This window comes from Micromonospora rosaria, from assembly GCF_001567585.1.
Classification (GTDB): domain Bacteria; phylum Actinomycetota; class Actinomycetes; order Mycobacteriales; family Micromonosporaceae; genus Micromonospora; species Micromonospora rosaria.
Window position 1 is genome coordinate 1 of the sequence record NZ_LRQV01000178.1, and the last position, 11,345, is coordinate 11,345.

An 11,345-nucleotide genomic window follows, 5' to 3' on the forward strand; every position below is an offset into this window, starting at 1 on the left:
CACTCCCCGCCCCCGCTGACGGCACACCCGACCCCGCCCCGTCGCGCGGTCCGCCGTCACCACCCGCCCCGCAGGCGTGACGACACGGTGACTGGCCGGCGGTCATGGTGACGGCACAGGTGTCCCGTGGCGCCGGCGACCCGGGGGTCGACCACGCCACCGGCGAAAGGGGTCCCATGAGTCGTCTACTGATCGTCAGCCGGATCATCCCGGGCGCGGAGGGCCGGGTGGCCCAGATCTACAGCGAGTCCGACGCGACGGAGCTGCCCGGCCTCACCGGGGTCCGGCACCGGTCCCTGTACTCCCTGCACGACGTGTGCGTCCACCTGATGGAGACCGCCGACGTCGACCCGGACGAACTGGCCGCAGCCCGCAACCACCCACTGTTCCTCGAGGTCAACGAACGGCTCTCGGCACACACCTCGCCGTACCTGCCGACCTGGCGCTCCCCCCGGGACGCCATCGCCGGGTGCTTCTACACCTGGAACGCCAGCGACGCGGTGACCGTCACCGGCGCCGCCGGCTGAGCGGGGCGGGTCCGGACGTGGGAACCACACCACGGGTGCTGGTCGTCGGCGCCGGCACCGGCGGGATGTGCCTGGCGCACGGGCTACGCCGGGCCGGCATCGACGTCGCGGTCTACGAGCGGCACCGCACCCGCACCGACGGCCTGCTCGGTTACCGGATCGGCATCGGACCGACCGGCAGCAAGGCGCTGCGGGAGTGCCTGCCGCCGGAGCTGTTCGACGTCTTCGTCGCCACCTGCGCCCGGTCCCCCGGGTACTTCACCGTCATCACCGAGCGGCTGCGCGAGACCGCCTCGTTCGAGCTGCGGCCGGACACCGACCCGGTGGAGACGGAACGGTCGGTGGCCCGGATGACCCTGCGCCAGGTGCTGCTCACCGGGATGGAGGACGTGGTCCACTTCGACCGGACCTTCACCCGGTACGAGCAGCACGACGACGGTACGGTCACCGCGCACTTCGCCGACGGCGGCAGCGCGGTGGGCGACCTGCTGGTCGCCGCCGACGGCACCCACTCGGCGGTCCGCCGCCAGTACCTGCCGCACGCGGTGATCCGGGACGCCGGCACGGTCAACCTCGCGGTGAAGATCCCGCTGACCGAGCACACCCGGTCCCTGCTGCCCGAACGGGTCCGCCGGGGCATCTCGCTGATCTTCGCCACCGGCGGGATCATGGGCGTGCTGCACGTGATGGAGTTCAAGTGGGACCGGGAGGGCCGGCTGCGACCCGGCCTGTCCGAGGCCGACACGGCGCTGCTCGCCCGGTGGCCCGGCCTCCGCCACGACACCACCCGCGACTACGTCAACATCGTGCTGTGGAGCACCGCGCGGACCTTCCCGGCGGACGTGATGCGGCTGCGTGGCCGGGAGCTGATCAGCCTCGCCCTCGAGCTGACCCGGGGCTGGCATCCGCACCTGCGCGAACTGCTGGCGCGGGCCGACCCGGGCAGCGCGATGCCGATCCGGGTCGCCACCTCGGATCCGGTGCCGCCGTGGAAGAGCAGTACGGTCACCCTGCTCGGCGACGCCATCCACTCGATGACCCCGGGGCGGGGCGTGGGGGCGAACACCGCCCTGCGGGACGCCGCGCTGCTGTGCCGGCAACTCGTCCGGGCCGCCGCCGGGGAGAAGACCCTGCTGCAGGCGGTGGCCGACTACGAGGCGGCGATGCTCCCGTACGGCTTCGCCCGGGTCGCCGACTCGTTGTCCCGCAACGGCACCAACGGTGAGGACCGCCTCTACCGGCCGTTCCTCGGCCGGCTAGCGCTGCTCGGCGCGCGGGGGTACTTCCGCGTCACGAGCCGGGTACCGGCCCTGCGGCGCAAGTTCGTCGACGACTTCTACACCTACCGGGGCGAGGACGACTGACCCCGGCCCGCCGGCACCACCGGCGGCACGCAGCCCCGGCGGTCACCGTCGGTCGCGGGCCGGAAACCTTTCCGACACATGGCATTTCTCCGGATACGAAAGGCGGTGAGCCGCGCGGTCGCCCACGTCGTCGGTGTGCGAAGCTGCCCCGAGTTTTCTTCGCGACTTTTCGACCGAGGTGAGAGGGCGGTTCCCCCGTGTCGTGGACCTTTGGGCACTTCCTGGTAATGATCCTGGCGCTGGCGGTCGGTGCGGCCGGCGGCTGGATAGTGCGCGGCCGGCAGGGCACGCCGGCCGGCGACTCCACCGTGGCCGGTGACCCGGCCGCCACCGTCGCGGGGCCGGTACCGGTCGCCGCCACCACGCCGCCGCCCGCGCCGGTCACCGAGGAGCCGGCCACCACGCCGCCGCCCGCGCCGGTCGTCGAGGAGCCGGCCGCCACCGTCGCCGCCGACCCAGCCCCCGCCGTCGCCGCCGACGACACGCCCGCCGCCGTCGTCGACGCGCCCCCACAGCGGGCCACCATCGACGCCGACCCACCCGCGGCCGTGATCGAGCCGCTCCCGGTCGCCGCCGTCGAGAGCCCGACCGACGCGGCCACCACCGACAGCACCGACCCGACCCCGGTGGCCGCCACCACGACGGCCGGCACCGACCCCGCCCCGGTCGACGCCCCCGACCTCGACGCCGCCGCCACCCCGACCGGCACCACGACCACGACCGTGTCCGCCGTCGCGCCGGAGGCCGAGGACGAGGTCACGACCCCGGTGTCGCCCACGATGCCCGCGCAGCGGTCCCCGGCGGACGAGATCCCCCCGGCCACCGTCGAGGCGACCGCGCCCGGCACGGACCGGCCCACGCCGGTGACCGACCTGCCCGAGACCGACCTGCCCACGGCCCAGACCGACGGGCCCACGGCCGAGACCGACCTGCCCACGGCCGAGACCGGCCCGGCCACGCCGGACACCGAGCTGCCCACGGCTGGGACCGACCCGGCCACGCCGGAGAGCGACCTGCCCGGTGCCGCGACCGCCGACGTGACCCGGGCCGCCGCGCCGACCACGCCCGAGACCGGGGTCAGCGCGCCGGAGACCGACAACGCCCCGGCGGGAACCGACAGCGCCCCGGTGGAGAGCGGGATCAGCGCCCCGGTGGCCGACAGCGACAGCGACGCCGGGGCGGAGGCCACCGTGGCCACGCCGGCCGAGGTGTCCGCGCCGGCACCCGCGCAGCCGGACGCCGCCGGGGCAGAGCCGCTCACCGAGCCGGTCGCGCCGCAGCACGAGAGCATCCCGGCCGCTGCCGTGGTCACGGACGGCGAGCCGCCGGCTGCCGACGACTTCCGCCGGATCCAGGGCATCGGGCCGAAGCTGGCGGCGGCGTTGCAGGCCGCCGGGATCCGCACGTACCGGCAGCTCGCCGACCTGGACGAGGCGACCCTGCGGGAGACTCTGCGCGGCGCCGGCGTGCGCTCCGCGCCCGGCCTGGCCACCTGGTCCCAGCAGGCGGCGGTGCTGGCCGGGGCGCCCGCGGAGGCGGCCGAGGTGCTGCCGGTGGGGTCCACCGAGCGGTCCTGAGCGCGTCGGCCCGGCGGTCGGTCCGTGGACCGGCCGCCGGGTCGCACACCCACACGACGGTCTTCACGAATCAGGCATAAGGCACGCATTCTGCCGATACCCTCGGGGCAGGGGTCGGACGGCCCCCACCGGATCGGGTACCACGGGAGCACGGTGTGCAGGACGCAGCCCCGGAACCGGGGCGGCGGCGCTCGCTGGCTCGTGACGCCGACTCCAGCCGGCGGGTCACCCTCCTCGAACTCTTCTTCGACCTGGTCTACATCGCCGCCCTCGCGTTGATCTCGCGGGAACTGTTCACCGACGTGAGCTGGCACCAGGCGCTGCGGGCGCTGATCCTGCTGATGGCGGTCTGGTGGACCTGGGTGATCACCACGATGGCCACCCAGGTGTACGACCCGGAACGGCCGGCGATGAAGCTGCTGCTCGTCGTGGTCATGTTCGCCGCGCTGCTGATGACCACCGCCATCCCCCAGGCGTTCGCGGAGCGGGGCATCGTCTTCGCCGTCGCGTACGCCGGTCTGCACCTGGGCCGGGGCGTGGTGCTCGCGGTCAACATGCGCGGCGACGCCACGTTGCGGCGTCGGCCCAGGCACTTCGCGGCCTGGTTCCTGGTCTCCTCGGTCTTCTGGGTGGCCGGCGGGATCTGCACCGGGCCGGCCCGGGAGGCGCTGTGGCTGGTCGGCCTGGCCATCGACTACCTCGGCCTGTGGCTGGCGTACCCGGTGCCGCGTCGCGGCCGGCTGCCGCACACCGTCCTCGCCGTCACCCCCGACCACCTGGCCGAGCGGTACCAGCAGTTCGTCATCATCGCGTTGGGGGACGCGATCCTCGTCATCGGGACGATCTTCAGCGCGGGTGGCTCGGAGGCGGGGAACCTGGCCGCCTTCACCATCGCGTTCAGCAGCACCCTGCTGCTCTGGCGGATCTACGTGCACCGCTCCGGCGAACTGCTCGCCGTGGCCATCTCCGCCGCCCGCGCGCCGGGCCGCTACCTCCAGACGGCCCCGTACACGCACCTGGTCATGGTCGCCGGCATCGTGACCAGCGCGGCCGGTTTCGACCTGTTCCTCAAGCAACCCACCGGGACCACCCCCGCCGGCTGGGTGGCGCTCATCCTCGGCGGCCCGGCGCTGTTCCTGGTCGGCCGGTCCGCCTTCGAGTACGAGGTGTACAGCCGGGTCTCCTGGTCCCGCCTCGGCGGGCTGCTCGCCCTGGCCGCCGCCGTGCCACCCGCGCGGGTCCTCCCGCCGCTGGCGGTCGCCGGGCTCGCGGCGCTGGTGCTCGCCGGCGTGGCCGGGTACGACATGTCGCGCAGTTGGAACCGCCCCCTGGAGGAGCCGGTGCCCCCGCACTGACCGGAAACGGCCATCCGCCGCACCGGGTGCCGTTAGCCGTCGGGCGCGACTGGGTACATCCCGCCGCACTCGACCACCAGCGAAATCCGGGAGGCAGCCATGCGTCGTGGCCCGTCGTTTTTGGGAATCATCCTCGTGATCTGGCTCGTCATCGGTGCCGTCGCCGCCGGTCAGCGGGGCTACTTCAGCGGCGACGACGAGACCAACTGCGCCGAGGCGGGCACCATCCTGGTGACCATCGTGGCGGGTCCGCTGAACTACGTCGGCGCCAACCCGAAGGTCGACTGCGAACTGCCCGAGCCCTCGCAGTGACCCGGCGCCGGTGTGGACCGGCGCGGGCCCGCCGGGGGGCGACCCGGCGGACCGGGCCGCGCACACCGGCGCGGGCCGGTCGACACCCCCCTGGTCGACCGGCCCACCCCAGCCCCTGGACCGCCCACCCGAACCCCCCGGTGGCCGATCCGGTCCCCCCACGCTCCCGCCGGTTCCCCCCTCGGCGGGACGCCGTCGACGTCCCCGCGCCCCGTCCGACGGACGGAACGCGGGGACCCCCCGTCCCGACCTACTGCAACAGCGCCCCGAGGGGCGAGAGCAGCAGCCGACCGAGCGCCGCGGCGGTCCGGTCCAGCCGCGCCCGCTCACTCTCCCGGGCCTCCGGGTCGTGCCGGCACCGCCAGATCTTCTGGGCGTTGCGCCAGGCGACGTCCCGGGTGTACTCCACCAGTTCGCCCTGATACCAGTCGTCGATGTCGCCGTTGAGCGTGTCGATGATGAGCTGCCACCGTTCCAGGTAGCCGCGTCGCAACGACGGGATCTTGTCCGCGAAGATCGCGTTGATCTCCAGGTAGTCGGCGTGCTGCTCGCTGCTGTCGACCGGCTCGGACTCCAGGTGGTCGAAGGTGGTCACCAGGGCGAACGGCAGGTCGAAGTTGATGTGCGCGTTGACCCCGGCGGCGGCCGACGGCAGCGGCCGGGCGTCCGGCCCGCGCATCCGCTCGAACAGGCAGGTCCAGGCCTTCGGCGTACCGGGGCTGGACTCGGTCCACATCCGCAACGCGTCGAAGTACCGGGCGGCGAACTCGACGTCCAGCCGGGACAGGAACACCGGGTCGGCGAACCGGCCGTCGTAGAGGCCGTCCAGCACGCTCTCGGTGATCACCAGGTACAGCCGGTTGAAGTCGGCCAACGGGTTGCTCGCCTCCAGCGGAGGCAGCCGGACGAGCAGGTCCTGGAGCTTGGTGAGATGGTCGACGACCGCAGGCACGTCGGCCGGGTGGTCGGCGAGCAGGTCGACGATGTCCCGATGCACGGGCCCCCACACCGGTTCGGTCATTTCTCCTCCACGTCCAGTCCTCGAGGCACCCCGTGCCGCCATCGACGGGGGACAGCGTCGCAGGCGGTACGTCAGGCGGGATCAGTAGAATGACGTATTAGCAGCGACGTACCACGACCCCGTCCGGTGACCGACCGGTCACTCAGGAGGATTGGCGCAGGAAGATGGCGCTGGCCTGCACCCGGGTCCGGACCTGGAGCTTGTCGAAGATGTGCGACACGTGCACGCCGATGGTCCGTTCGCTGATGAACAGCCGCTGACCGATCTCCTTGTTGGTCAGCCCCTCGGCCACGGCGGCGAGCACCTCGCGCTCCCGCGCGGTCAGCATCGCCAGCTCGTCGCTGGTCGGCTCGGCCACCGTGCCCGGCCGACCGGCCGGCTCGGTCGTCCGGTCCTGCAGGTCGATCCGGGCCCGCCCGGCGAGCGCCCGGATCTCGTCGGTCATCGGCACCGCACCCAGCCCCTGCGTCACCTCGTACGCCTGCCGGAGCAGCTTCGCGGCGGTCACGGTGCGGCTGCGCCGGGCCAGCAGCGCCTCGGCCTGCCGCACCCGCGAGTACGCCGCCGGGTACGGGTGGTTGCCCCGGTCCCACTCGAGGGCCGACCGGGCCCACAACTGCGGGTCGCTGCGCCCGTCGATCCGGCTCAACTCCGCCGCGCACAGGGCCAGGAACCCGTCGACGACACTGCGGACCTGCCGGGCCGCGCTGGCGCTGCGCGTCGCCACCCGCTCCATCGCCTCCCGCAACCGGCGCACCGCCGTGCGGTCCACCTCGACGGTGCGGCTGGCCAACGCCTCCGCCTCGGCCCGCAACCCGTGCCAGACCAGCGCGGCGAGGATGGCCACGTCGTCGGAGCGGCTCTCGGTCAGGCCCCGCTGCACCGCCTGCCGGGCCACGTCGTGCCGGCCCTGCCACATCGCCAGCCCGGCCCGCAGGGTCAGCATCGGCAGCACGTGCCGGGCCCCACCACCGGCGAGCACGGTGGCCACCGCGTCCAGGTCCCGGTCGGCGGCCTCCTCCTCGCCGTACCCGACCGACAGCCGGCACCGGGCCAGCAGCAACTCCACCGCGTCGGCCCCGGACGGCCGGTGCCGCAACGCCGCCGCGACCACCTTCTCCGCCTCGGCCCACTGTCCCACCCGGAACAGCCCGTTGGTGGCGATGGCCAGCAGCCGGGTCTCGTACGTGCGCCCCAGCCCCAGGTCGGCGACCCGCTCGGCACCCCGGCGGGCCACCACCACCCCCTCCTCGATGACGTTCAACGGCCCGGTCAGCAGCTCCGCCAGGTGCAGGTACGCGCAGGCGATGTCGTCGGGCCGGCCGGAGCGCTCGGCGACGGTCAACGCCTCCCGCATCACCGCCAACCCGGCGTCCGGATCCTCCAGGTACGCCTCGCTGAACCCCAGCGCCGCGCTGGCCCGGACCACCTCCGAGACGGACCCCTCCACCGCCGAGCAGAGCTGCAACGCCTCCCGCGCCCGCTGCCCGGCGTCGGCGTACCGGCCCATCTGCACCAGCAGCTCCGCCAGGTACGCCGCGGCGGTGGCCCGCTCCCCCGGCGTGCACGCCGGGTCCTCCAGGACCAGCCGGTACTCCTCCTCGGCCGGTGCCGACCGACCCGCCGAGGCCAGGTACCGGGCCCGCCGGATGCGCAGCGAACAGGACAGCAGGCCACCGGCGCCGGTCGCCAACTCCTCCAGCAGGGCCAGCGCGCGGGCGTGCTCACCGCAGTGGTGCGCCGCCTCGGCCGCGTGCCCGAGCAGGGCGCCCCGGTCCACGTCCACCGCGCCGGGGCCGGCCGCCCCGTCGGCCAGTTGCACCGCCACCGACCAGTGCCGGTGCGCCTCGGCGTACCCGTGCAGCCGCTGCGCCTCCTGCGCGGCGGCCACCGCCGCCGGCAGCGCCCGCGCCGGCTCCCCGGCCAACCGCCAGTGGTGCGCCAACCGCGCCTGGTGCAGCTCCGCCGGGGCCGCGGTCAACGCCTCCGCGTACCGCCGGTGCAGCACCGACCGCTCCGCCGGCAGCAACTCGTGCGCCAGCACCTCGGCCACCAGCCGGTGCCGCAACCGGTACCCGTCGTCCGCGCTCACCAGCAGCCGGTGCGCCACCGCCGCCCGGACCGCCTCGATCAGCTCCTCCTCCGGCAGCCGCACCACCTTCGCCAGCAACCAGTGCTCCACCGGCTCCACACCGGCCGCCACCGCGTGCACCACCTGGTGCGCGTGCTGCGGCAACGCGTCCACCCGGTCCAGAAAGATCTCCCGCAAGGTGTCCGACAGCCCGTCCCGGCCGTCGCGCAGGTCCCGGGCCAGCTCCTCGACCACGAACGGGTTGCCGCCGCTGCGCTGCCACACCAGGTCCGCCGCCTCCGGACCCAGCGGCCGACCCACCACCGCGGCGGCCAACTGCTCGGTGCCGGCCCGGTCCAGCGGCGCCAGGTCCAGCACCCGCACCGACCGCAGCCGCCGCAGCTCGGTCAGCACCCGGCGCAGCGGATGCGCCCCCTGCAACGACTCGGCCCGCACCGCCGCCAGCACGGACAGTTGCAGGTCACCGAGGCCGGCGAGCAGGTAGAGCAGCAACTGGCGGGTGGTGCGGTCCACCCACTGGAGGTCGTCCAGGACGAGCACCAGCGGACGCCCCTCGGCGATCAGGTGCAACCCCCGGGAGACCCGCTCCAGCAGCGCGCCCGCGCCGTCCGGGCCCGCTTTCTCCTCGGCGAACATCTGCAACAGCCCCCGCACCGCGGAGGTGGTCCGGGCGCGCGACGCCGCGGTGTCGCCATCCAGCCGCCGCAACGCCTGCAACAACGGGTGCAGCGGCGAGGCGTCGCCGATGTCCAGGCACGCGCCGGTCAACACCACGGCCCCCCGGGCACGCAGTCGAGCCGCCGTCTCCCGTAACAGCCGGGTCTTCCCGACCCCGCTCTCACCGGTCACGAAGACGGCGGCGGTGTGCCCCTGGGCGACGTCGTCGAGGAGCGCGGCGCGCAGCATCGCCAGCTGGTCGGCCCGGCCGACGAGCGGTGCGGTGTCCACATCGCTGGCCATGCAGGGCAGCCTAGTCAACGGTCAGCTCACCGCTCTACGGCCTTATCGCCCTTGTGGTACTCCTCGCGTCGACATTACGACCAAAGGTTGCGCTGGGCCGACATACGTCGTTTTGCCGATCCCCTGTCGGTCCAGGAGTGGGAATCTCCTGAAGTCGTGTGAAACCACGCGGGGGAAAGGTGGTTGCGATGTCCACATCAACGATCGTCACTGAGGTCACCCCGGTGCCGCCGGGCTGGCCGATCCCGGAGGAGCGGCGGATCGTCTCCGTCCTCTTCGCCGACATCGTCGGATCCACCGCGCTGGTCGACCGGTTGGACCCCGAGGACGTCCGCGCCCTGCAACAGGCGTACTTCACCACCGTGGCCCGGGTACTGCGGCGTTTCGACGGCGTGGTCGAGAAGTACGTCGGTGACGCGGTGATGGCCATCTTCGGGGCACGCCGCTCCGACGGCTTCGACGCGTACCGGGCGGTGCGGGCCGGGTTGGAGATCCAGCGGGCGGTGGACCGCAAGCCGCTGGTGGCGGGTACCGCCGTGCGGATCCGGGTCGGAGTGGCCACCGGTGAGGTGGTGGTGGACGTCCCGGGCAGCCAGGACGGTGCACACGGGATGGCCAGCGGCGCGGTGATCACCACCGCCGCCCGTCTCCAGGCGTACGCCCCGCCGGGCGCGGTGGTGCTCTGCGCGGCCACCCACCGGGCCACCACCGGGCTGATCGGGCAGCGGCGGCTGCCACCGGTGACGGTCGCCGGCAAGGCCGCCCCCCTCGACCTCTGGCTCGCCGAGGAGCCCGTCCCGATGGCGCCCGAGCCGCACCGCGCGCCGCTGGTGGGCCGCCGCCGCGAACTGGCCGACGCCCGCGACCGGATCGGCCGGGCCCTGCGCGAGGGCAGCCCGTGCTGGGTCGCGCTGACCGGCCCCGTCGGCACCGGCCGCAGCCGCCTGCTGCACGAACTCGCCCGGACCCTGCCCAGCGTCGACGGCACGGCGGTGCGGTGGTGCGTCGCGCAGTGCGCGCCCCACCCGGGAGACGCGCTCGCGCCGGTGGCCGCGATGGTCCGGGCGTACGCCGGCGTCCGGGAGACCGACCAGCCGGCGGAGGTCCGCACCCGGCTGGCCACCGCGCTCGCCGGCCTGCTGCCGGCGCGGCGGCTCCCCTCGGCGGTACGGGCGCTGGCCGGGCTGCTGCGCACCCCGGACGGGTCCCCCGCCGCGGCCGAGGGCGTCACCGCCTGGGGGCAGGTGCTGCTCGGCCTGGCCGCCCGGCAACCGGTCGTCGTCGCGGTCGACGACCTGGACCGGGCCGACCTGCGGGTGGCCGACTTCCTGCGGCAGGTCTTCGGCACGGCGACCGACCGGGGGCTGCCGCTGGCCGTCGTGGTCACCCACCGGCCCCGCTGGGCCGACGTGCTGCCCGGCCCCGGCCGCCGGCACACCGTCGCGCTGGGTCCGCTCGGCGCGGTCGACACCGGGCGGCTGCTGCGCCGGCTGCTGGTACGCGCCGGCCAGGCGGGCACCCGCGTCGACCGGCTGCTGCCCCTGGTCGGCGGCAACCCGGGGTACGCCACCGCCTACGTCCAACTGGTCACCGAGGGCGGGTACGACCCGGCGGCGACCGACCTGCCGCTGCCCGAGACGGTACGCCGCAGCGTGGAGGCCCGCCTCGACCTGCTCGACGGCGTGCAGCGCGCGGTGCTGATGGCCAGCGCCAGCCTCGACACCGGCATCGTGGCGACCGCCGTGGACCGGCTGCTCGGGTGGGCGCCGGGGCACAGCGCTCCGGTGCTGCACGAACTGGCCGCCCGGGGGCTGCTGGTCCGGCAGGCCGCCGGGTACGCCGTCGTCGAGCCCACCCTGCGCCGCGTCGCGACCGGTCGGCTGCCCCGGGCGGTCCGGGCCGAGTTCGCGCGGCGAGCCGCCGCGTGGCGGGCGGCCGGCCGTCCCGGCGTCACCGACCGGCCCGCCCCACCGGTCCCGGCCCCCGCCCCGATCGCCGCCGCCACCGCGCCCACCACCACCGAACCCACCACCAGGGCCGCTGTCACCGGGCCCGCTGGCACCGCCGCCACCCGGTCGGTCGACACCACTTGGTCGGTCGGCACCGCCCGGTCGGTCGGCACCGCCCGGTCGGTCGG

General features: G+C 74.7%; 8 protein-coding genes. 6 read left to right on the forward strand and 2 right to left on the reverse strand.

Annotated features, from left to right (window positions below; genetic code table 11):
* Positions 1-176 precede the first annotated feature (176 nt).
* The 5 genes from AWW66_RS29040 to AWW66_RS29060 all read left to right on the forward strand — a co-directional run bounded on the left by AWW66_RS29040 (position 177) and on the right by AWW66_RS29060 (position 5,135).
* Positions 177-527: a TcmI family type II polyketide cyclase gene (locus AWW66_RS29040; protein WP_067373033.1), complete on the forward strand. Its 351-nt coding sequence runs from the start codon at positions 177-179 to the stop codon at positions 525-527.
* 17 nt (positions 528-544) lie between these two features.
* Complete coding sequence (locus AWW66_RS29045; RefSeq protein ID WP_281179641.1) at positions 545-1,891, forward strand: FAD-dependent oxidoreductase; 1,347 nt, start codon at positions 545-547, stop codon at positions 1,889-1,891.
* 197 nt (positions 1,892-2,088) lie between these two features.
* Entirely contained in the window at positions 2,089-3,468 is a 1,380-nt protein-coding gene (locus AWW66_RS35740) for a helix-hairpin-helix domain-containing protein (protein WP_245648533.1), read from the forward strand.
* 155 nt (positions 3,469-3,623) lie between these two features.
* On the forward strand, positions 3,624-4,823 hold the full coding sequence (locus AWW66_RS29055) for a low temperature requirement protein A (RefSeq protein ID WP_083979125.1): 1,200 nt from the start codon (positions 3,624-3,626) through the stop codon (positions 4,821-4,823).
* Positions 4,824-4,922: 99 nt separating this feature from the next.
* Positions 4,923-5,135: a hypothetical protein gene (locus AWW66_RS29060; RefSeq protein WP_067373021.1), complete on the forward strand. Its 213-nt coding sequence runs from the start codon at positions 4,923-4,925 to the stop codon at positions 5,133-5,135.
* 250 nt (positions 5,136-5,385) lie between these two features.
* Here the strand turns inward: AWW66_RS29060 and AWW66_RS29065 are convergent, their stop codons facing one another.
* Complete coding sequence (locus AWW66_RS29065; protein ID WP_067373024.1) at positions 5,386-6,156, reverse strand: DUF5995 family protein; 771 nt, start codon at positions 6,154-6,156, stop codon at positions 5,386-5,388.
* A 142-nt stretch (positions 6,157-6,298) separates the two neighbouring features.
* Positions 6,299-9,208, reverse strand: coding sequence for a helix-turn-helix transcriptional regulator (locus tag AWW66_RS29070; protein WP_067373027.1), 2,910 nt, complete (start codon positions 9,206-9,208; stop codon positions 6,299-6,301).
* A gap of 188 nt (positions 9,209-9,396) precedes the next feature.
* On the opposite strand from AWW66_RS29070, the gene AWW66_RS29075 reads away from it, so the two are divergent.
* Positions 9,397-11,345 (forward strand): adenylate/guanylate cyclase domain-containing protein (locus AWW66_RS29075; protein ID WP_157528096.1); only part of this gene is annotated, 1,949 nt, incomplete at its 3' end.

Excerpts from the sequence above, each read along its gene's own strand:
- AWW66_RS29040 (WP_067373033.1), top strand. The coding sequence starts at position 177 with ATGAGTCGTCTACTGATCGTCAGCCGGATCATCCCGGGCGCGGAGGGC.
- AWW66_RS29060 (WP_067373021.1), top strand. The coding sequence starts at position 4,923 with ATGCGTCGTGGCCCGTCGTTTTTGGGAATCATCCTCGTGATCTGGCTC.
- AWW66_RS29065 (WP_067373024.1), bottom strand. The coding sequence starts at position 6,156 with ATGACCGAACCGGTGTGGGGGCCCGTGCATCGGGACATCGTCGACCTG.
- AWW66_RS29070 (WP_067373027.1), bottom strand. The coding sequence starts at position 9,208 with ATGGCCAGCGATGTGGACACCGCACCGCTCGTCGGCCGGGCCGACCAG.